22 protein-coding genes are annotated in these 19,870 nt (G+C 66.9%); 11 read left to right on the top strand and 11 right to left on the bottom strand.

Going from position 1 to position 19,870, the window contains the following annotated elements; all coding sequences use genetic code 11:
• Positions 1 to 64: 64 nt before the first annotated feature.
• The 3 genes from RMCN_RS15600 to RMCN_RS15610 all read left to right on the top strand — a co-directional run bounded on the left by RMCN_RS15600 (position 65) and on the right by RMCN_RS15610 (position 2,997).
• Positions 65 to 1,249, top strand: coding sequence for an RNA-guided endonuclease InsQ/TnpB family protein (locus tag RMCN_RS15600; protein ID WP_084377426.1), 1,185 nt, complete (start codon positions 65 to 67; stop codon positions 1,247 to 1,249).
• Positions 1,250 to 1,366: 117 nt separating this feature from the next.
• The gene (locus RMCN_RS15605; protein ID WP_067390681.1) at positions 1,367 to 2,185 is read left to right on the top strand and encodes an SMP-30/gluconolactonase/LRE family protein; all 819 of its coding nucleotides are present in this window, start codon (positions 1,367 to 1,369) and stop codon (positions 2,183 to 2,185) included.
• On the top strand, positions 2,182 to 2,997 hold the full coding sequence (locus RMCN_RS15610; protein WP_067390684.1) for a thioesterase family protein: 816 nt from the start codon (positions 2,182 to 2,184) through the stop codon (positions 2,995 to 2,997). Before RMCN_RS15605 ends, RMCN_RS15610 begins: the two co-directional genes overlap by 4 nt.
• On the opposite strand, the gene RMCN_RS15615 is transcribed toward RMCN_RS15610, so the two are convergent.
• From RMCN_RS15615 to RMCN_RS15625, 3 genes are read right to left on the bottom strand one after another with little or no spacing between them, the layout of a single operon-like run.
• Complete coding sequence (locus RMCN_RS15615; RefSeq protein WP_084377428.1) at positions 2,998 to 3,756, bottom strand: MarP family serine protease; 759 nt, start codon at positions 3,754 to 3,756, stop codon at positions 2,998 to 3,000.
• 51 nt (positions 3,757 to 3,807) lie between these two features.
• Positions 3,808 to 3,999: a ferredoxin gene (locus tag RMCN_RS15620; RefSeq protein WP_064351198.1), complete on the bottom strand. Its 192-nt coding sequence runs from the start codon at positions 3,997 to 3,999 to the stop codon at positions 3,808 to 3,810.
• A gap of 8 nt (positions 4,000 to 4,007) precedes the next feature.
• Entirely contained in the window at positions 4,008 to 5,249 is a 1,242-nt protein-coding gene (locus RMCN_RS15625; protein ID WP_110765843.1) for a cytochrome P450, read from the bottom strand.
• Positions 5,250 to 5,293: 44 nt separating this feature from the next.
• On the opposite strand from RMCN_RS15625, the gene RMCN_RS15630 reads away from it, so the two are divergent.
• A complete protein-coding gene (locus RMCN_RS15630) occupies positions 5,294 to 5,836 on the top strand; it encodes a TetR/AcrR family transcriptional regulator (RefSeq protein ID WP_067390693.1) in 543 nt (180 codons plus the stop codon).
• A complete protein-coding gene (locus RMCN_RS15635; RefSeq protein ID WP_067390696.1) occupies positions 5,833 to 6,879 on the top strand; it encodes a phosphotransferase family protein in 1,047 nt (348 codons plus the stop codon). Before RMCN_RS15630 ends, RMCN_RS15635 begins: the two co-directional genes overlap by 4 nt.
• Before the next feature lie 15 nt (positions 6,880 to 6,894).
• Here RMCN_RS15635 and RMCN_RS15640 read toward each other — a convergent pair whose 3' ends face one another.
• The 3 genes from RMCN_RS15640 to RMCN_RS15650 are packed head-to-tail and all read right to left on the bottom strand — an operon-like array spanning position 6,895 to position 10,267.
• Positions 6,895 to 7,938: a phosphotransferase family protein gene (locus tag RMCN_RS15640; RefSeq protein WP_067390699.1), complete on the bottom strand. Its 1,044-nt coding sequence runs from the start codon at positions 7,936 to 7,938 to the stop codon at positions 6,895 to 6,897.
• Entirely contained in the window at positions 7,935 to 9,065 is a 1,131-nt protein-coding gene (locus RMCN_RS15645; protein WP_067390702.1) for an Rv3169 family protein, read from the bottom strand. Before RMCN_RS15645 ends, RMCN_RS15640 begins: the two co-directional genes overlap by 4 nt.
• 29 nt (positions 9,066 to 9,094) lie before the next feature.
• Complete coding sequence (locus RMCN_RS15650) at positions 9,095 to 10,267, bottom strand: CaiB/BaiF CoA transferase family protein (RefSeq protein WP_067390705.1); 1,173 nt, start codon at positions 10,265 to 10,267, stop codon at positions 9,095 to 9,097.
• Between the two features lie 44 nt (positions 10,268 to 10,311).
• Here RMCN_RS15650 and RMCN_RS15655 point away from each other — a divergent pair, with 44 nt between their 5' ends.
• The 4 genes from RMCN_RS15655 (at position 10,312) to RMCN_RS15670 (ending at position 13,968) form a co-directional block, all read left to right on the top strand.
• The gene (locus RMCN_RS15655; RefSeq protein ID WP_067390708.1) at positions 10,312 to 11,415 is read left to right on the top strand and encodes a phosphotransferase; all 1,104 of its coding nucleotides are present in this window, start codon (positions 10,312 to 10,314) and stop codon (positions 11,413 to 11,415) included.
• A gap of 21 nt (positions 11,416 to 11,436) precedes the next feature.
• Positions 11,437 to 11,982, top strand: a complete 546-nt coding sequence (locus RMCN_RS15660; protein WP_064351044.1) for a TetR/AcrR family transcriptional regulator — start codon at positions 11,437 to 11,439, stop codon at positions 11,980 to 11,982.
• Positions 11,983 to 12,061: 79 nt separating this feature from the next.
• A complete protein-coding gene (locus RMCN_RS15665; protein ID WP_067391201.1) occupies positions 12,062 to 13,546 on the top strand; it encodes an aldehyde dehydrogenase family protein in 1,485 nt (494 codons plus the stop codon).
• Positions 13,546 to 13,968 carry a nuclear transport factor 2 family protein gene (locus RMCN_RS15670; RefSeq protein ID WP_067390711.1) on the top strand — a complete coding sequence of 141 codons (423 nt, stop codon included), beginning with the start codon at positions 13,546 to 13,548 and terminating at the stop codon, positions 13,966 to 13,968. Before RMCN_RS15665 ends, RMCN_RS15670 begins: the two co-directional genes overlap by 1 nt.
• A 71-nt stretch (positions 13,969 to 14,039) precedes the next feature.
• Here the strand turns inward: RMCN_RS15670 and rlmN are convergent, their stop codons facing one another.
• From rlmN to RMCN_RS15695, 5 genes are all read right to left on the bottom strand, one after another.
• Entirely contained in the window at positions 14,040 to 15,164 is a 1,125-nt protein-coding gene (gene rlmN / locus RMCN_RS15675) for a dual-specificity RNA methyltransferase RlmN (RefSeq protein WP_067390714.1), read from the bottom strand.
• A gap of 33 nt (positions 15,165 to 15,197) precedes the next feature.
• Positions 15,198 to 16,076 (bottom strand): phosphatidate cytidylyltransferase, encoded by an 879-nt coding sequence (locus tag RMCN_RS15680; protein ID WP_067390717.1) that lies wholly within the window; start codon positions 16,074 to 16,076, stop codon positions 15,198 to 15,200.
• Positions 16,076 to 16,633 (bottom strand): ribosome recycling factor, encoded by a 558-nt coding sequence (frr, locus tag RMCN_RS15685; protein WP_064414905.1) that lies wholly within the window; start codon positions 16,631 to 16,633, stop codon positions 16,076 to 16,078. The genes RMCN_RS15680 and frr overlap by 1 nt, the downstream gene beginning before the upstream one ends.
• Positions 16,634 to 16,707: 74 nt before the next feature.
• Positions 16,708 to 17,520: a UMP kinase gene (pyrH, locus tag RMCN_RS15690; RefSeq protein WP_084377432.1), complete on the bottom strand. Its 813-nt coding sequence runs from the start codon at positions 17,518 to 17,520 to the stop codon at positions 16,708 to 16,710.
• 87 nt (positions 17,521 to 17,607) lie between these two features.
• Positions 17,608 to 18,285, bottom strand: coding sequence for a class I SAM-dependent methyltransferase (locus RMCN_RS15695; RefSeq protein ID WP_067390720.1), 678 nt, complete (start codon positions 18,283 to 18,285; stop codon positions 17,608 to 17,610).
• A gap of 36 nt (positions 18,286 to 18,321) precedes the next feature.
• Between RMCN_RS15695 and RMCN_RS15700 the strand changes: the two genes are divergently transcribed.
• Positions 18,322 to 18,756 (top strand): MarR family winged helix-turn-helix transcriptional regulator, encoded by a 435-nt coding sequence (locus RMCN_RS15700; protein ID WP_084377434.1) that lies wholly within the window; start codon positions 18,322 to 18,324, stop codon positions 18,754 to 18,756.
• Positions 18,757 to 18,855: 99 nt separating this feature from the next.
• Positions 18,856 to 19,833 (top strand): arginase family protein, encoded by a 978-nt coding sequence (locus RMCN_RS15705; RefSeq protein ID WP_067390726.1) that lies wholly within the window; start codon positions 18,856 to 18,858, stop codon positions 19,831 to 19,833.
• The last annotated feature ends 37 nt before the right edge of the window (positions 19,834 to 19,870 follow it).

Below are 19,870 nucleotides of genomic sequence, written 5' to 3' on the forward strand. Positions count from 1 at the left end.
TGGCTGGGTGGAGCGTCGCGTCTCCTTCCGGTGTCTTGTCGGTGTCGATGGCTACATTGCCGGCATGGCGCGATACCGGTTGCTTCCGACCCCCGATCAGGCGGTGGCGTTGGCCGGACATTGTCGTCACGCTCGGCTTGTGTGGAACCTGGCCGTCGAGCAGCAACGGCACTGGCAGCCGGGACGCCATGCGCCGGGTTATAGCGAGCAATGCGCCCAGTTGACCACCGCCCGTGCCGAGTACGAATGGCTGGCAGCGGGTTCGCAAACTGTGCAGCAGCAGGCGCTGCGCGACTTTGCCCATGCCATGCGGAACTTCTTCTCCGGAACGCACCGCCGCCCGACGTGGCGCAAAGCCGGTGTGCACGAGGGATTTCGACAAGTCGGCGTGAGAACGCACCATGTCAAGCGTGTGAGCCGTCGGTTCGGTCGGGTATGGGTACCCAAAGTCGGCTGGGTACGCTTTCTCCTGTCGCGACCGGTCCCTGAAGGCGTGAAGTCTTATCGCGTCGCCCGCGATCGGGCTGGCCGTTGGCATATCGCCTTCGCGCACATACCCGACCCAATCGCGGGTCCCGGCGACGGCAGCGTGGTGGGTATCGACCGAGGTGTGGCGGTATCGGCGGCCTTGTCGACCGGTGAACTGCTGCACGCGCCCACCCTCACCCCGGGCGAATCGAAACGGCTGAAAGTGCTGCAGCGGCGCCTGGCCCGCGCCCAACGGGGTTCGCGCCGGCGAGCCCACGCCAAGCTGGCCATTGCGAAGCTCGTTGCGCGCGAGGCCGATCGGCGCAAGGACTGGGTCGAAAAGACCACCACCGACATCGCACGGCGCTTCGATGTGATTCGCGTGGAAGCTCTCGACGTGCGGGCGATGACCCGCAGTGCGCGCGGAACCCTTGACCGGCCCGGGACACGGGTGGCGCAGAAACGCGGCCTGAATCGAGGCATCCGCCGTAGTGGTTGGGGTCTGCTGGCGGTGCGGCTGCAGCACAAAGCTTATGGCCGGGCGGAGCGAGTCCCGGCCGCGTACACGTCGCAACGATGCTCGGCCTGTGGGCACGTAGCGCCCGGAAACCGCAAGAGCCAAGCGGTCTTCGAGTGCCAAGCCTGCGACGCGGGGCCGTGTAATGCCGACGTGAACGCCGCACGCAATATCGCCGCCGGGCGGGCGGTGACAGCACGGGGAGACCTCGGCTCTAGCCGGTCTGCGAACCGTGAACCTCAACTCTGCACTCCTGCCGTATAGGTACTGGGGTTGGATCTCTCGGCTTCAGCCTGGAGAGGACGTCAAGACCTGCGCCTGGTTGACAGTGACACCCTGTGAGCGTGACACTTGTCGCGTGTTTTGTAAAGGTGCGTCGCGGTGAGCCTGACGCCGCTGGCGAAGGGGTTCTGCTTCGGCGAGGGCCCACGCTGGTTCGAAGGTCTGCTCTGGTTCTCCGACATGCTCGGCGAAGCGGTGCACACCGTCGACCTCAACGGTGACCTGACGACGCTGCCGCTGCCGGGCCACGCGCCGGCCGGCCTCGGGTTCCGTCCCGACGGGTCCCTGCTGATCTCCTCCACCGAGTCGCGCCAGGTGTTGCGCTACGACGGCGAGAACGTCACGGCGATCGCCGATCTGTCCGCGATCGTCCCGGCCGCCCTCGGTGACATGGTCGTCGACGGCGACGGCCGCGCCTACGTCGGCTCGCAGGCCCGCGAAGACGGAGTGATCGTGCGGCTCGACCCCGACGACACCTTCACCGTCGTCGCCGACGGCCTCGACTTCCCCAACGGGATGGTCATCACGCCCGACGACGCGACGCTGATCGTCGCGGAGTCGACCGGACGGCGGCTGACCGCGTACTCCATCGGCGACGACGGTGCGCTGTCCGATCGGCGGACCTTCGCCGACGGGCTCGACGGACCACCGGACGGTATCTGTCTCGACGCCCAGAATGGCGTGTGGACCGCGATGACGCTGGCCGGTCAATTCGAGCGGATCACCGAAGGCGGCGGTGTCACGAATCGCATCGACATCGGTGAGCGCATCGCGATCGCCTGCGCGCTCGGCGGTCCCGAGCGTCGCACCCTGTTTCTGTTGTCCAGCACCGACGCCTACCCGCAGCGACTCAAGGGCACCAAGCTGTCGCGCGTCGATGCGATCACCGTCGAGATACCGGGAGCCGGGATACCGTGAGCGATTCCTACTACGAGCTCATCGACGACGCCGATCCACTCGGCGAGAAATTCCGCGCAACCGATCTGGTCCGCAGTACCTGGTCGGCCGCGATCCAGCACGGAGCGCCGGTGTCCGCCATCCTGGTTCGCGCACTCGAACGCTGCCAGGCCCGCGCCGACACCCGCTTGAGCCGGGTACTGATCGACCTGCTCGGCGGTGTTCCCGCCGAGGGTGATCTGTGGGTTCGGTCGCGAATCGAACGCTCGGGCAAGCAGATCGAGCTCGTCGGTGCCGAGCTGCTGGCTGCGCGCCCGGACGGGGAACCGCGGCCCGTCGCACGCGCCAGCGGGTGGCGGTTGAAGACCGTCGACACCCACGCCGTGCAACACGCGCCGGCACCGCCCCTGCGGCCGCTGTCCGAGGCGAAAAGCCGTGACATGAAAAAGGACTGGGACCGCAACTACGTGCACAGCCTCGACTGGCGGTGGCTGACCGAGCCGCTGTGCGAGGGGCCCGGCGAGTCGTGGATCCGCCCGGAGGTCGACCTCGTCAAGGGCGAGACCATGACGCCGCTTCAGCGGTTGTTCGCAGTGGCCGACGATGCCAACGGCATCGGCACCAAGCTCGACATCCGCCGCTGGACGTTCATGAACACCGATCTCGTCGTGCACGTGCACCGGATCCCGCAGGGCGAATGGATCGGTATCCGCGCGGAGACCAACTACGGGCCCGACGGCATCGGCACGACGCTCGGCACGTTGTTCGACGAGGCCGGTGCGGTCGGCGCGATACAGCAGTCGGTGCTCGTACGGCCGATGCCCCAGCGCTGATCAGGGCGTGCAGGCGCCGGTCGCGACGGGCCTGTGGGCGCGCACCCCGTCCGTCACCGTCGCCGATACCTGCTTGGCGGTGAGCACGAATCCGGTCTCCGGGTCGTCGATGGCCGCCCCGAAGCTGATGCCCAGCACGTGGCCGTTCAGGTCGATCAGTGGCCCACCGGAACCGCCGTGCCGGATCGGGCCCCTGATGACGTAGACCTCGCGATTCACCGTCGTGGTGCGGTAGATGTCGGGCACGAGAAGCTCCATGACCCTGCGGATTCGCGCGGGGGTGGCCACGAACGGCCCTCCGCCCGGATAGCCGAGCACCAGGGCATCGGTGCCGGTGACGGCGGTGTGCTGGTCCATCGACAGCGTGGGGGCCTGCAGGTCGGGCACGTCGAGCACGGCGACATCCATCGCGGGGTCGAAAACCACGACGGTGGCCCGGATTTCCCGGTCACCCGCCCAGACGTTGACGATGTCGGCGCCCGCGACGGTGTGCGCGGCCGACATCACCCTGTTCGGTGCGACGACGACCCCGCTGCCGTCCACCGTTCTCGCGCACTGTAGGGCCTCCGTGTGGATCTTCACGACGCTGCGGGCCGCCTCGGCGACGACGGCGCTGTCGGCAAGCGTGGCATCGGGTGCGGCGACCGTGGTGATCGCGATCGGAGTCGGTTCCGGCCGGATGAGGTCGAACGATCCGTTGATCGCGCAGCCGGTCACGCCGATCCCGACCAGGCACACCGCAAGCAACCTCGACCTCATTGCGGAAACCATAACTCCGCCGAGCAGGATTGGCGGCCAAGCCGCGTGATGCTAGTCGACCAAGCGCAGCGCCGCGGCCGGGCACTGCGTCACGGCCTGCTGCATCCGGTCCCTGTCGGACTCGGGCCGCTCGGGCTCATGGATTTCCACGATGCCGTCGTCGCGCACCTCGAACACCTCCTCGGCGATCGACTCGCAGATCCCGTGTCCGGTGCACTTGTCCAGGTCGACTTCGACGCGCATGCTCACTCCTAGCGAACGACGGCGGGCAGCCGTTTGACGCCGTGCACGAAGCTGCTGTACAGCAGGTCGGGTTCGCCGACCTCGATCGTCGTCAACCGGGTCAGCAACTCTCGGAACAGGTTTCGCAACTCCGCCTTGGCCAGCTGGCTTCCCAGGCAGAAGTGCGGGCCTCCGCCGCCGAACCCGAGGTGCGGATTGGGCGACCGGGACAGGTCGAACGTGCCGGGGTCGGTGAACGCGGTCTCGTCCCGGTTCGCCGAGCAGTAGAACAGCGCGACCTTGTCGCCCTCGTTGACCGGCTGACCGTTGATCTCGGTGTCCTCGGTGACAAAGCGCGCGAACTGCAGGACCGGCGAGGACCAGCGCACGAATTCTTCGATGGCCGAACCGATCCGGCCGTCGAAGTCCTCCATCAGCCAGTCACGCTGTTCGGGGTTGTCGACGAGCGCCATCATCGCGTGCGTCGTCGCCTGCTTGGTGGTGTCGTTACCGGCCGAGGCGAGCAGGATCAGACATGCCCCGATCTCCTCGTCGGTCAGTCGGTGGCCGTCGACCTCGGCGTTGACGATGCTGGTCATCAGATCGTCGCCGGGGTGGGTGCGCCGAAACTTGGCCAGCTCGACGCCGGTGTTCGACAGCAGCGCGATCTGCGCGACGGGGTCGGCGACGCGCTCATCCTCGGTGGCGTACTCGTCGTCGGTCATGCCGAACAGTTTCTCCGCGGCGTAGGCGACGGCGGGCTGATCAGCGCTGGGAACGCCGAGCATGTCCATGATCGTCAGCATCGGCAACTGGGCCGAGCACGCCTTCACGAAGTCGATTTCGCCTGCGCCTACCAGGTTTTCGACGATGGTGACCGCGTTCTTGTGGATTTGCTCCTCGATCAGCCGCACGTTGCGAGGGGTGAACGCCGAGCTGATCAACCGGCGATACACGGTGTGCTGTGGCGGGTCCATGGTCAGGAAGAACGAGGCGAACCGCTGGATTTCGGCGGGCATCGGATTCAGCGCCACACCCTGGGCCGAGGTGAACAGTTCGGGATGCTGGCTGACATAGGCGATGTCCGCGCGCCGCGTCAATGCCCAGAAACCGGGCTCCTCCAGCCCGAACATCGAGGGCAGCGGCGGGTGCCAGGTCAACCCGTCACCGGCCCGCAGCCGGGCGAACGTCTCGTCGCGCGCGGCGAACGGCCGGCTCCAAAACTCTTCCGAGGTGATGTCGACGGCACTGTATTCGCGGGCTGATGTCACCGATTCAGCGTGACACTTCGTCAAATGTTTGTAAAGCTAGGACGGTGCCGGTAACCGATGCGGATTCCTCGACGCGCGAACGCATCCTCGCCGCGACCGCGGAGGTGCTCGGCCGCCACGGCATGACCAAGCTCAGCCTCTCCGAGGTCGCACTGCAGGCGCAGGTCTCCCGACCCACTCTCTACCGCTGGTTCGCCTCCAAGCGTGACCTGCTCGACGCGTTCGTGGTGTGGGAGCGCCAGTACTACGAACGTGCGGTGGCCGAGGCGACGGCGGGTCTGCCCGCCGACCAACGACTCGATGCGGCGCTGCGGGTGATCGTCGACTATCAGCAGTCCTACCCGGGTCTGCGCATGATCGACATCGAACCGGAGCAGGTCATCAAGCGGCTCTCCCGGGTGATCCCATTGATGCGCCAGCGCCTGGAACGGCTGGCGACCGGACCGGATCCCGGTCTTGCCGTGGCGACGGCGGTACGGGTCGCGGTGTCGCACTACCTGGTGCGCAGCGACGACGACGCCGACTTCCTCGCCCAGCTTCGCCACGCCGTGCGGGTCAAGCACCTCGCCCCCGAGGACGAGCGGTGAGCATCCCCGGCTCCGTCGAGGCGCTGACCGCGGGCTGGTTCAGCGAGGTGTTCGACGCGCCGATCCGCGCCGTCGAGGTGCTCGACGCCCACTCGGGAACCACCGGCCGCGCCCGTGTCGCGTTGTCGACGACAGCCGATGTGCCCGCCACCGTCTTCGTCAAGCTCCAGCCGTTCGCGCCCGAGCAGCGGGAGTTCCTCAAGCAGATCGGGCTCGGGGTCGCAGAGGCCCGGCTGTACGCACACGCCGGCGCCGACTTGCCGGTGCGTGCGCCCCACGTGTGGCACGCCGACTACGACGAGGCCGACGGTTCTTTCATCATGGTCCTCGAGGATCTGCAGGTCAGCGGGTGCCGCTTCCCCACTCCCTCGGACGACGACATCGTCGACGTGGCCGCCTCGCTGGTCGACGAGCTGGCCGCGCTGCACGCCTGTTTCCGATCGCGTGACCTCGGCTGGTTGCGCACCCCGACGGGGATGCAGAACAAACCGCAGAACGCCGAGATCGCCGCGAAACGGGCGCGATTCATCGTCTCGGCGCTCGACCAGTTCGCCGACGACATGCCTCCGGCGTTCGGTCGCATCGGCGAGTTGTACGCGGCACGCTCGCTGGACATCGTCGCGTTGTTCACCGAGGGCGACCGCACCCTCATCCACGGCGACACTCACAGCGGCAACCTCTTCGTCGACCGTACGCGCACCGGCTTCTTCGACTGGGCGGTCGCGGGCCGGGCGCCCGGGGTACGCGACGTCGCGTATTTCATGTGCAACTCGCTGCCGGTAGAGGCCCGTCGCGCCGAGGAACGCAGGCTGCTGGACCGGTATCGGGCCTGCCTGGCCCGACATGGCGTCGCACTCGAGGAGAGCATCGCCCACGAGCAGTACCGGCTGTTCTCGGTGTACTCCTGGATCGCGGCCGCTTCCACCGCCGCGATGGGTTCGCAGTGGCAACCCATCGACGTGAGCCGGGCCGCGATGGTAAGCACCACCCAGGCCATAGAGGACCTCGACGTCGTCGGCCTGCTGGAGAGCCGGCTGGGCTGACCGCGCGCGACGGCCTCAAGCGCTCCTCGTCGGCATCACCGGGCCGTCGTCGAGCTTGTCGGTGACGCCGAGGTCGGCCAGTCCCATCTGGGTGAACAGCGGTATTCCGTAGGCGTTCAACCGGAATCGTTGATCGTCGGTGACCCCGCTGTCGAAGAGGTGCGCGCCGACGAGGTTGATCACCGCGAGTTTGAACGCGTTGAGCGCGCGGTACCACTCGCGGTGCCGGACCTCGATCCCGCTCGAGGCTTCGTAGCGGGAGATGATCTCGTCGATGGACGGCGCGGCCTCGTGCGCCGGGATGCCGACGGGCATGCGCCAGAGCAACTCGAGATAGCCGATGTCGGTCAACGGGTCGCCGACCGTGGTCAGTTCCCAGTCGAACACCGCGCTCACCTCGCCGCCGGCGAAAGCGAAGTTGCCCGGTTTGGCGTCGCCGTGCACCAGCGTCACCTTCGGATACTGTTGCGGCCGAGACGCTTTGAGCTCCTTCAAGAGCCGCTCCAGCGCGGGCAGCGGGCCCCGTTTCAAGCGTTCCATCTCACTAGCCCAGTGGTCGATCTCGCGGTCGAGGTGACCGTCGCCCGCGTCGAGCGTCGCCAACCCCAGCGCGTCGATGTCGGCGGTGTGGATCGCGGCGAGCTGATCGGCCATGCTCTCGCACATCCGTTGTATCCCAGTATGATCCGCGTCGGGCTCTTCCATTTCGTAGACCGTCCCCGTGACCCGCTCCATGACGAAGAAGGGACGACCGAGCACATCACCGCTGCCCTCCAGCCACAGCACCCGAGGCACCCGCACCGCGGATCCTTCCAGGGCCCTCAGGACGGTGAACTGCTTGGCCAGATCGTACGGTTCGAGCAGTGCGGGCGGCCGGGGCTGCAACCGCACCACCACGTCCCGCCGGGCCTCACCGGCGACGAGCGTCAGCACCATCATCTCCGCCGAGTGGCCGAACTCGACGCGGTCGAGGCCCTCCACTCCGACGGTCTCGGCGTTCGGGAGTTGCGCCGCCAACCACTCGGTGAGGCGGTCGCCGACGTCGGCGCCGTAGGTCACGCCCGCGCCTCCGACGCGGGCGGACGGTCGACCGCTTTGCGGTCCTGTTTGAACTTCGACATGTCCAGCGGACGCCAGTTCGGGTAACGACGGTAAGCCTCACCACCCATGAGGATTTCGAAGATGCCCCATCCGGTCTGGCCGCCGAAGTCGAAGCGCATCAACTGGTCGAGCGCCATCGCCTTCTCCTCGTTCTCGGCCAGCTCGTCGCGATCGTTGCTGTCCCAGCGGAAGTGGATGAAGTACGCCCCGTCGCCGAGGTCCTCGTACTTGCACTTCGACATCGGCAGTCCGTAGTAGGCGTTGACGTGTTGATGCGGCGAGTCCGCGGTGACGCGGTACTGGGCACCGTCCTCGTCGGTGAAGACCAGCACGGCTCGGGCTGGTCGCTTCCGGTCCGCGTCGAACTCGACGTCGTGCTCGATCTTGACGAAACGTTTCGACAGTGTGCCGTCGTTGTGGGTGATACCCCCGTCCACGTATGTCACTGTCCCGTCAGTTGTTTCGAAGATCCAGGCCTCGATCGCCTGGTCCTCGAAACCCGCGTCGAGCCACAGCCAGAAGTCGATCTCGTCGGCGACCCGCACGCCGAAGGTCCGGTCGCGACCGCCGTGGAAGCCGTCGACCGAGATGCGCTCACCCTCGATCTCGACCCAGCCGGACCACCGTCCCGGCTCCTTCATGTGGTACATGTCCGCGATGACCCTGCCGTCCTTGCCCGTGACGTGCAGCGGAAGCATCTCCCACATGGGCGCGGTGGGTTCGTAGTACAGCTCCCAGGCGATCCCGGAATCGTTGGGCTCGACGTCAAGCCGCCACTTCTTCAGCGGCTCAACGCATGTCCACCGCAGGGGCCCGGCGCCGACCTCGGCCCGTGCCGCGCCGTCGACCGGTCGCGAGGCCAACAGGTCGTAATGCCGGCCGTCGGCGAGCGTCACCTTGACGTACCCCATGCCCGTCTTGGTGTTGGGGTTGTTGCCGTAACCCGACGCCAACAACAGGTCGCCGGTGGGCGACGCGGCGAAGAAGTAGCACCGGTCCGACCACGTCGCGTCGGGGTGGTGCACCTCGTCGAACGGCCGGGGCAACTGGTGGGTGAACGATTCGTCGGCGGCGCTGTATCCCATAGACAGCAGAGCGTGACACTTTTATCGGATTATGTAAAGGTTCGGCTGTCGCGTAGTTCGGCCACGATCTCGTCGGTGTGCTCCCCCAGTCGCGGCGCGACCGAACGCGGCTCCCACGGCGTGCCCGCGAAGTCGGCCGGCGAGGCGACCATCGGCGCGGTGCCCTCACCGTCGGGCACATAGACGATGCCGCCCGCGGCGTGGAACTGCTCGTCGGCGACGATGTCCTCCAGCGAGTTGATCGGCGACCAAAAGAAGTCCGGTTCTGCCGCGAAGACCTCCGCCCATTCGGCCAGGGTTTTCGAGGCGAAGATCTCGTCGAGTTCGGCGACGAGTTCGGCCGCGTTGACGGCGCGCGCCCGCGGCGTATCGAAGCGGGGATCCGTGAGCCACTGCGGACGCCCGATGGCGCGACACAACGGCGGCCAGTGCCGGCCGGCTTCCAGGCCGACGATCCAGAAGCGGCGCCCGTCGCCCGCCGCGTAGTTGTTCATGCAGGGATTGCCCATCGTCTCTCGCTGCCCGATCGCGATCGAATTCCCGGTCAGCAGGAACGTATTGAGGTCGAAACTCACCGTGTAGGCCCCCTGCCGGTACAGCGACGTGCTGACCAACTGGCCCTTACCGGTGCGCCCCCGCGCCACCAACGCCGCGCAGATCGCGGCGGCCAGTGTCATACCCGCCGCGTGGTCGCCCATTCCGCCACGCTGGAACGGCGGGGTCTGGCCGGGACGGGTCAGCAGGTGCGCCAGACCCGCCCGCGCCCAGAACGCGGCGACGTCGTAGGCCGCCCGGTCGGCGTCCGGCCCGCTCTCGCCGTAGCCGGTGATCAACCCGTACACCAGCCGCGGGTTGCGCACGGTGACCTCGGCGAAGTCCAGTCCCATGCGCGCCAATGCGCCCGGGCGGACGTTGGTGACGAAAACGTCTGCGCCCCCGATCAATTCACGGGCCGTCGCGCGGCCATCGCCCGTCGTCATGTCGAGCACGATGCTGCGCTTACCGCGGTTGTCCATCTCGAACGGCGGGCTCACATCGCCGTCGACCCCGAGCATCTTGCCGAACAATCGGCCCGGATCGCCGGTCGGTGGTTCGATCTTGACGACGTCGGCACCCCAGTCGGCCAATATCCCTGCCGCGGCCGGCCCGGCCACCCACACACCGAGTTCGACCACGCGCACACCCTCGAGCGGACCCGCCATCGACACCTTCTTTACATTAATTCGCGAATTTGTAAACTGGCGTGGTGAAGCACGCTACGCCGGTGGTCGGCCTGGCCGCACATCTGGGCCGCGGTGTACAACGTATCGCCACCGACGCCGCGATCGGCCGACTCCGGTCACTTCCCCGATCCGTGTCCGACCTGGACGCGCGGGCCCTGTCGCGGATCATCGGCCGCCGCGTGACCGCGGTGTCGGTGCTGGGCGGCGACTCGGGCACCTCGGCGCGCGCCCGGCTTGCTCTCACCGGCGACGAGGTCCCGCCGACGGTGTTCGTCAAGCTGGCCGCCGAGACCGTCGCCACCCGCCTGATGGGCGAGATGGGGCGGCTCGGCGCCACCGAAACCCGCTTCTACCGCGAACTCTCCCCGCGACTGACCGGTGTCCCGGCCTGTCACGGCTCGGCGTTCGACCCGGTGACGGGTCGCTACGTTCTGGTTCTGGAGGATCTACCCGCCGACGAATGCGAGTTTCCCGACACCTTGCACCCGATCAGCGCCGACCGGGCCGCCAAGATCGTCGAGCTGCTGGCGAGGCTGCACGCGACTTTCTGGGACCGGGTGCCCGATTGGCTCTACACCGCATCGGGCGACACCGCGTCGTTGCTCACCGGGCCATTGTTGAAGACGTCGGCACGCCGCATCGCCGAGCGCACCGATATCGCGGTCGACGCCGGACGCTTCATCGACCAGCACTACCGCGCGGTGGCCCGGCTCATCGACGAGCCGCCGCACACCGTGATGCACGGCGACGCGCATCCAGGCAACGTGTACTTCCGCAACGGCGACGCGGGCCTGCTGGACTGGCAAGCCGTGCGGCGCGGTCATCCCAACCGCGAGCTGGCCTACACGCTGGTCACCAGCATGACGCCCGCCGATCGTCAGGCGCACCAACGCGACCTGCTCGACGTCTACCGCCGGGAGCTCGCGGCATGCGGCGGCCCCGAGCTGGACAGCGGCCAGTTGTGGGACCGGTACCGCCAGGGCGCCCTCTACGCCTACGTCGCCGCGCTGATCACCGCGGGAATGGGCGGTATGCAGGACGAGGGCATCGCGCTCGAGGGCCTGCGCCGAGCGGTCGCGGCGCTGCAAGATCTCGACACTGTCGCGGTACTCCAGAAGTCGATGTGACTAAGGATCTACGCTTGCCCCGTGAACGAAGCGCTGCGCGACGCACTCGGACCCGAGGACACCTCGACGCGGCACCGGATTCTCGTGGCGACCTCGGAGGTACTGGCCCGAAGCGGGCAGACCAAGCTCAGTCTGTCGGAGGTCGCGCTGCAGGCCGGCGTGTCCCGCCCGACGCTCTACCGCTGGTTCGCCTCCAAAGGTGAACTGCTCGACGCGTTCGGCGTCTACGAGCGCGACCTCTTCGACAACGGCATCAGCAAGGCGACGGCCGGTTTGCGGGGCACCGAGAAGCTGGACGCCGCGCTGCGGTTCATCGTCGAATACCAGCACTCGTACTCGGGTGTGCGGCTGGTCGACATCGAACCCGAGGTCGTCATCTCCCAGCTCACGAAAATCATCCCGATCATGCGCGCGCGGCTGCAGAAACTGCTGAGCGGGCCGAACGCAGCGGTCAAGGCGGCCACCGCAATTCGGGTGGCCATCTCGCACTACATCGTCCGCAGCGACGACGACGACCAGTTCCTGGCCCAGCTGCGGCACGCCACGGGGATCAAGCCGCAGGGCTAGCGGTTGGGCACCGCCCCGGTCGGTCATTCAGCTCCGCCGAACGGCTGACACTTGCGCAAAAATTTGTAAAGTAGTGGGCATGACCCAGGTTGAGACCGACACCGGCGTGCTCGCCGGCGACGAGCGGATGTTGATAAACGGCGAGTTGCAGACGACGGCCAGTGGTGCGACGTTCGATGTCATCCATCCGGCCAGTGAGCAGGTGGCCGGGGTGGCCACCGACGGCACCGTCGAGGACATGGCACGTGCGGTGGGTGCTGCGCGGCGGGCGTTCGATGAAACCGACTGGTCGCGCGATCTGGAGTTTCGTTATCACTGCCTGACCCAGCTGCACGAGGCGTTCGAACGCAACAAGGAGCGGTTGCGCCGGATCCTGATCACCGAAGTCGGCTGCCCCGTCTCGGTGTCGGGCAGTCAGATCGAGAGCCCCATCGAGGAGGTCAAGCACTGGGCCGAACACGGTAAGGCGTTCGACTACCTGGTCGACAACGGTGTGCACGAGACACCGCTGGGCCCGGCGCGGCGCAAGATCCACTACGAGCCGGTGGGCGTGGTCGGGGCGATCACCCCGTGGAACGTGCCGTTCTATCTCAATGTCGCCGAGACGGTGCCCGCGCTGATGGCCGGTAACACCGTGGTGCTCAAACCGGCTCAGCTCACGCCGTGGTCGGGTAGCGAGTACGGCCGCATCGTGGCCGAGGAGACCGACATCCCGGCCGGGGTGTTCAACGTGGTGGTGTCGAATGCTAACGAGGTGGGTGCGGCGCTGTCGGCCGATCCGCGGGTGGACATGATCACGTTCACCGGGTCGACGGCCACCGGGCGGGCGATCCTGGCCGCGGGTGCGGCGACGGTGAAGAAGACGTTGTTGGAGTTGGGCGGCAAGTCCGCCCACATTGTGCTCGACGACGCCGATTTCAACTCGGCGTTGTCGATGGCGGCGATGATGGCGTGTGTGATGAGCGGGCAGTCCTGCATTCTGCCCAGCCGGATCTTGTTGCCGCGCAGCCGCTATGACGAGGGCATCGAGATCCTCAAGACGATGATGGAGGGCTTCCCGGTCGGTGATCCGTGGACGCCGGGCAACATGCAGGGCCCGCAGATCAGCGAAACCCAGCGCCAGAAGGTGCTGGGCCTGATCAAGAGCGGCATCGACTCGGGAGCGCGGTTGGTCACCGGCGGCGGCATCCCCGAGAACCTGCCGATCGGCTACTACACCCAGCCGACCCTGCTGGCCGATGTGGATCCGAATTCGCAAGTGGCTCAGGAGGAAATCTTTGGCCCGGTGCTCACGGTCACGCCGTACGACACCGACGACGAGGCGATCGCGATCGCCAACAACACGATTTACGGCCTGTCCGGTGAGGTGTCCAGCGGTGACGTGGACCGCGCGTTCGCGGTGGCCTGCCGCATGCGCACCGGCAACGTGACGATCAACGGCAATAGCCACTTCGGCATCAACAGCCCGTTCGGCGGCACCAAGCAGAGCGGACTGGGCTACCGCAACGGCGAAGAGGGATACAAGGAATACCTCGAGGCCAAGACGATCGGCATGCCCGACTAATGGATGATCGGCGGGTCCGCGACGACGCCGAGATCGCCGCGCTGCTGTACCGCTACGCCCGCGCCGTCGACACCAAGGACTGGGAACTGTACCGCTCGGTGTTCACCCACGACGCGCATATCGACTACTCGTCGGCCGGCGCCGTCGTCGGAAGCCGCGACGAGGTCGTCGATTGGTTCGCCGCGAACTTCGGCGTGATCGCGTGGAGTTTGCACCACATCACCAACATCGAGACCGAAATCGAAGGCGACACCGCGCGGGTCCGGGCGATGTTCTACAACCCGATGCAGCTGCCGGGCATGACCGAGCCCAGCTTCTGCGGCGGGTATTACCACCACGAACTCGCCCGCACACCCGACGGGTGGCGCAGCCGTCGGCTGGTCGAAGAGAACGTCTGGTTCACCAATCCCCCGAGTCAGTGACGCCGAGACCGACGCTTTGGCGGAAACGCGCGCACGAAACCCGCCAAAACGTCGGCCTGGACGCCGCCAGCTCAGGTCTGAGCCGCCAATTGCCCACAGGCGGCGGCGATTTCGCGACCCCGCGTATCGCGGACGGTGCAGGACACACCGCGCTCGCGCACGCGTCGGACGAATTCGCGTTCGGCCGGCTTGGGGCTGGCGTCCCACTCGCTGCCGGGCGTCGGGTTCAGCGGGATGACGTTGACGTGCGCGAGCGGACCGAGCGCACCGTGCAGTCGCTTACCCAGAAGGTCTGCCCGCCAGGGCTGGTCGTTGACGTCGCGGATCAACGCATACTCGATCGAGACTCGCCTGCCCGTCACGTCGGCGTAGTAGCGCGCGGCGTCGAGCGCCTCGGACACCTTCCACCGGTTGTTCACCGGAACCAGCGTGTCGCGCAGTTCGTCATCCGGGGCGTGCAGTGACAACGCCAGCGTGACCCCGAGCCGTTCGTCGGCGAGCTTGCGGATCGCGGGCGCCAGCCCGACCGTCGACACCGTGACCGACCGGGCGGAGATTCCGAAACCGTTGGGAGCGGGGGCGATAATCCGTCGCACCGCGGCAAGCACGCGGTTGTAGTTGGCGAGCGGCTCGCCCATACCCATGAACACGATGTTGGACAGCCGCCCGCCTCGTGCCGCGGGCGCGATGCCGTCGCCGTCGCGGTCCCGCAACTCCACCGCTGCCGCACGTACCTGTTCGAGGATCTCGGCCGTCGACAGGTTGCGCTTGAGCCCGCCCTGACCCGTCGCGCAGAACGGGCAGGCCATCCCGCACCCGGCCTGCGACGAGATGCAGACCGTGTTGCGTTGCGGATAGCGCATCAGCACCGACTCGAACGTGGTGCCGTCGACCGCGCGCCACAGCATTTTGCGGGTCTCACCCCCGTCGGTCTCGATCTCGCGAACCGCATCGAGCAGCGCGGGGAACAGCGCGCCGGCCACCTGGTCGCGTACGCCGGCGGGCAGGTCGGTCATCTGGTGGGGATCGGCGATCAGCCTGCCGTAGTACTGGTTGGCCAGCTGTTTGGCCCGGAACGCCGGCAGCCCGAGTTCACCGACTGCCGCGGCACGGCCCGCGTCGTCGAGGTCGGCGAAGTGCCGCGGCGGCATGGCGCGGCGTGGGGCGTCGAAGACGAGCGGCAACGAGGTGGGCATGAGCTCAGGCCAGTATCTCAGCTCGGCGGGACGTCACGCCAACAGCGTCAAGACGATCCAACCCGCCACGGCCGACGGGAGCATCGCGTCGATGCGGTCCATGATGCCGCCGTGGCCGGGCAGCAACGTACCCATGTCCTTGATTTTGAGGTCGCGTTTGACCTGCGATTCGACCAGATCACCGAGCACCCCGGTGATCACCAGCATGAGCCCGAGGGGCAGGCCGACCCAGGCGGGCTTGTCCATCAGGAACGTCACCGACACCAGGGCCGCGGCGGTGCCGAACACCAGCGAGCCGCCAAGGCCCTCCCACGACTTCTTCGGGCTGATCGCCGGCGCCATCAGATGCTTGCCGAACAGCACACCCGCCACATAGCCGCCGATGTCGGCGAACACGACGGTCGCGATCACCGTGAACACCCTGCCGCCGCCGTGGTCCTGGAAGATCAGCAGCGCGCTGAAGCTGGCGAACAACGGCACCCACGTCGACAGCAGCACCGCGGCGGCGATGTCGCGCAAGTAGTTGACCGGCTGGTGGCGCAAGCCGCGCCCGACCAGCCGCCACACCATGCAGACGACGATCGTCCCGCCGTATGCCCCGAGCACCCCGGCCGGCCCGTACGGCCAGCTCAACCAGATCATCGCCTGGCCACCGAGCAGCAACGGAATCGCCGGGAGGTCGTATCCGGCCTCGCGCAGCCGGCGGATCACCTCGTGGGTGGCGATCGGGATGAACACCGCCAGCACGGGCAGCCATCCGATCGGCCAGAAGAGCAGTATGCCGATCGCCATGGCGCCGAGCAGGACGCCGACCCCGATCGCGGCGGGCAGGTCGCGACCCGCCCGCGACTTCTTCTTGGGCGGTTCGTCGACCGGCGTCTCTGCCACGGGTCCCTCGTGCTGATCGGTCACTAGACCTCCAGCAGCTCGCCTTCTTTGTGCTTGACCAGCTCGTCAATCTGGTGGGTGTAGGTGGCGGTGGACTTGTCGAGGTCCTTCTCCGCGCGCGACACCTCGTCCTCGCCCGCTTCGCCGTCCTTCTTGATGCGGTGCAGTTCCTCCATCGCCTTGCGGCGGATGTTGCGCACCGCCACCTTGGCGTCCTCGCCCTTGGCCTTGGCCTGCTTGACCAGGTCGCGGCGGCGCTCCTCGGTCAGCTGCGGGATCGCCACGCGGATGACGTTGCCGTCGTTGGTGGGGTTCACGCCGAGATCGGAGTTGCGGATCGCATCCTCGATGTTGCGCAGTTGGCCCGCCTCATAGGGCTTGATCACCACCAGCCGTGCCTCGGGCACGTTGATGCTCGACAGCTGGGTGATGGGTGTCGGCGATCCGTAATAGTCGACGTTGACGCGGGAGAACATGCCGGGGTTCGCGCGGCCGGTGCGGATCGACGACAGGTCATCGCGCGCGACCGACACCGCCTTCTCCATCTTCTCCTCGGCATCGAAGAGGGTTTCGTCGATCACGGTCCTTCTCCTTCGTCTGTGCGCGTCATCACCGGTCTCGCGTGCGCACCTTCGCTCCCCGGCGCACGGGAGTGTCAGGTGGTGACCAGTGTTCCGATCTTCTCACCCGCGACCGCCCGGGCGATATTGCCGTCCGTGAGCAGGTTGAACACCAGGATCGGCATGCCGTTGTCCATACACAGGCTGAACGCGGTGGCGTCGGCCACCTTCAGACCGCGGTCGATGACTTCCCGGTGGCTGATCGCGGTGAGCAGTTCGGCGTCGGGGTTGTGGCGCGGGTCGGCGGTGAAGACGCCGTCGACGGCCTTGGCCATCAGCACCACCTCGGCGCCGATCTCCAGCGCGCGCTGGGCGGCGGTGGTGTCGGTGGAGAAGTACGGCAGACCCATGCCTGCCCCGAAGATGACGACGCGGCCCTTCTCGAGGTGCCGCACGGCCCGCAGCGGGATGTACGGTTCGGCGACCTGACCCATCGTGATGGCGGTCTGCACCCGGGTCGCGATGCCTTCCTTCTCCAGGAAGTCCTGCAGCGCCAGGCTGTTCATGACGGTGCCGAGCATCCCCATGTAGTCGCTGCGGGTGCGCTCCATGCCGCGCTGCTGCAGTTGTGCACCGCGGAAGAAATTGCCGCCGCCGATGACCACGGCCACCTGCACGCCGCTGCGGACCACTTCGGCGATCTGACGGGCCACCAGGTGCACGACGTCGGGATCGAGGCCCACTTCCCCACCGCCGAACATCTCGCCGCCCAGCTTGAGCAGTACGCGGCTGTACATGGGACGGATGGAACCTGCGGCGGCTCCGTTGGGTTTGCTCGTGTCCGGAGCCGCCCCGGTGGCGACTTCGGAGTTCGGAGCCGCCTGACCGGCGACGTTGGGATCCGCCATCCGACTCCTTACGGGTCCTCGCTGAGATCTCCCTCATCCTGCCTCATGGCGGGTGTCAGGGCGGCGAGTGGGTCGCGACTCGCCGAGTCAGTCAGGCAGGTGCGCGCTCAGGAGCCAGGCAGGCACGGATTTGCGGCCTTTGGGCTCGTCGCGGATGTCGAGCGCCGGGAAGAACTCCTCGAATCCGTCCGGGAAGACACCGTGAATGCGCGCCGGCCTGATCTCGTCGATCGTCCAGTACGTCGAGACGACATCGCGCAGTTCGTCTTCGGTGACGGGGTTGGCCGGACCGTTGGGCATCCCCGCCCGGTCGAACACCAACACGAAGTACGACGCGCCGGGGGCGGCGGCCCGCACGATCGAACGCTGGTAGCCGTCGCGCAGGTCCACGGGCATCGAGTGGAACAGCGTCGAGTCGACGATCGTGCCGAACCGGCCGTCGTAGCCCGAGAAGTCGCTGATGTCGGCGACGTCGAAGGTGGCGTTCGTCAGCCCGCGCTTGGCGGCCTCCTGCCTGGCCAGCTCGATCGCGGTGGGCGACTGGTCCAGACCGACCGTGGTGTAGCCCCGTTCGGCGAGGTGGATGGCCAGCGCGGCCTCACCGCATCCCGCGTCGAGCACATCGCCGTGGAATCTGCCCTGTTCTATGAGGGGTGCGAGCTCCGGCTGCGGCTCTCCGATGCTCCACGGCGGCTTTCCGCCGCTCATTTCCGGCATCTCGCCCTTGTACGCGTTGTCGAACATTTCGCCCGTCGGTTCGGTCATGAATCGTTGATATCAATGTGGTTGATATATGTCAATATGGTTGACATGACTGGAGCGCTGGAGGATCAACCGCTGGGTTTCCTCTTGTCCCGGGTGGCCAAGGCGCTGCGCAGCGAGGTGACGGCGACGGTCCTCGAGCCCCTGGGCGTGGCATTCCCCCAGTACCTGTGCATGCGCATGCTGTCCCAATACGAAGGCCGGTCCAACGCCGAATTGGCCCGCGACTTCAACGTCTCACCGCAGGCGATGAACATGGTGCTGCGCGGCCTGGAGGACCGCGGGCTCGTGTCGCGACCCGCGAGCGTGTCGTCGGGACGGTCGCTGCCCGCTCAGCTCACACGCGAGGGCCGGGAGTTGTTGAAGCGCACCGACTCCGGCGTTCGCGAAGCTGAGCGCAAGTTGATGGCGAATCTGACGCAGCGACAACAGCGGGAATTCAAGCAGATCCTGGCGACGCTCGGAACTGACTAGCCGCCGTTAATATCGCATACGTCAATTTTTGCGAGATCCCATGTCGGCCGTACCCGCCAGGGCTAAGCTTGCACGGCCCGCGAGGAGAGGATCGCGCACATGAGCTTTGCTCCCAGCGCTGAAGAGGCAGTGCATCTGCTCGAAGGATATTTCTATTGGAGCGGATTCCCGAAGTTGCTGGGGTGTGAGATCGAAACCGATTTCACCAAGGCCGACATCGCGCTGGTGGGGCTACCTCTGGCGGTCAATCCCGTCGAGCGGACCCAATACCTTGGCCCCCGCGCCGTCCGCCACCGATCGCAGGCCTACCACCGCGGTCACCGCGAGTTCGGCATCAATCCCTTCGAACTGGCCCGAATTCGCGATTTCGGGGATGTGCCGATTCCCACACCCACGTTGGCCGACCAAGCGGTCCTCGACATCGAGATGTTCTACGCGCGAATGGATGCAGCCGGAGTTCTTCCGTTCACGATCGGCGGGGACCACGCTTGCACGCTGCCGGTATTGCGAGCGATCGCCGGCCCGAACTCTCGGCGCAAGGGGCCGATCGGCATCATCCATTTCGACTCGCACACCGACACATACGGTGATTCGGCGGGTGTGCATTGCCACGCCGGTAACGGCTTCCGGATCGGCAACGAAGAGGGCTTGATCGATGCGTCCCGTTATGTGCACGTCGGCCTCAACGGCCCGATGGTGCATCCGAACATGGACGACTATTCCAAGGAAGCCGGTTACCGGTTGCTGTCCCTCGACGAAATCGAGGAGATCGGCATACCCGCTGCGACGCAGGAGATTCGCAAGGTAGTCGGAGACGGGCCGGTCTACGTGACAGTGGATCTGGACGTGCTGACGCTTTCCGATGCGCCCGCGGTGGCCGACCCGGAGGCCGGCGGGTTGACGATTCGGGAAATGCTGAGGATTCTGCGCAGTTTTCGCGGCATGGACATCGTCGGCGGCGACGTGGTGTGCTTCGTACCCCACCTCGACCCGTCGCAGATCACCGCGCTACACATCAGCGCGATCATGCATGAGATCGTCACGATGATGGCCGAGGGCGTCGCCAAGAAGCGATAGCGCCGTCCCGCGGTGGCAGCAGAACGGACAGTGTGGT

The organism is Mycolicibacterium novocastrense (genome assembly GCF_001570485.1).
Lineage (GTDB): Bacteria > Actinomycetota > Actinomycetes > Mycobacteriales > Mycobacteriaceae > Mycobacterium > Mycobacterium novocastrense.

Bases quoted from the DNA above. Each gene is read 5' to 3' on its own strand.
- RMCN_RS15705 (WP_067390726.1), top strand. From the start codon at position 18,856: ATGAGCTTTGCTCCCAGCGCTGAAGAGGCAGTGCATCTGCTCGAAGGA.
- RMCN_RS15700 (WP_084377434.1), top strand. From the start codon at position 18,322: ATGGTTGACATGACTGGAGCGCTGGAGGATCAACCGCTGGGTTTCCTC.
- RMCN_RS15600 (WP_084377426.1), top strand. From the start codon at position 65: ATGGCGCGATACCGGTTGCTTCCGACCCCCGATCAGGCGGTGGCGTTG.
- RMCN_RS15645 (WP_067390702.1), bottom strand. From the start codon at position 9,065: ATGGGATACAGCGCCGCCGACGAATCGTTCACCCACCAGTTGCCCCGG.
- RMCN_RS15615 (WP_084377428.1), bottom strand. From the start codon at position 3,756: ATGAGGTCGAGGTTGCTTGCGGTGTGCCTGGTCGGGATCGGCGTGACC.
- RMCN_RS15670 (WP_067390711.1), top strand. From the start codon at position 13,546: ATGGATGATCGGCGGGTCCGCGACGACGCCGAGATCGCCGCGCTGCTG.
- rlmN (WP_067390714.1), bottom strand. From the start codon at position 15,164: ATGCCCACCTCGTTGCCGCTCGTCTTCGACGCCCCACGCCGCGCCATG.
- RMCN_RS15695 (WP_067390720.1), bottom strand. From the start codon at position 18,285: ATGACCGAACCGACGGGCGAAATGTTCGACAACGCGTACAAGGGCGAG.
- RMCN_RS15665 (WP_067391201.1), top strand. From the start codon at position 12,062: ATGACCCAGGTTGAGACCGACACCGGCGTGCTCGCCGGCGACGAGCGG.
- RMCN_RS15650 (WP_067390705.1), bottom strand. From the start codon at position 10,267: ATGGCGGGTCCGCTCGAGGGTGTGCGCGTGGTCGAACTCGGTGTGTGG.
- pyrH (WP_084377432.1), bottom strand. From the start codon at position 17,520: ATGGCGGATCCCAACGTCGCCGGTCAGGCGGCTCCGAACTCCGAAGTC.
- RMCN_RS15620 (WP_064351198.1), bottom strand. From the start codon at position 3,999: ATGCGCGTCGAAGTCGACCTGGACAAGTGCACCGGACACGGGATCTGC.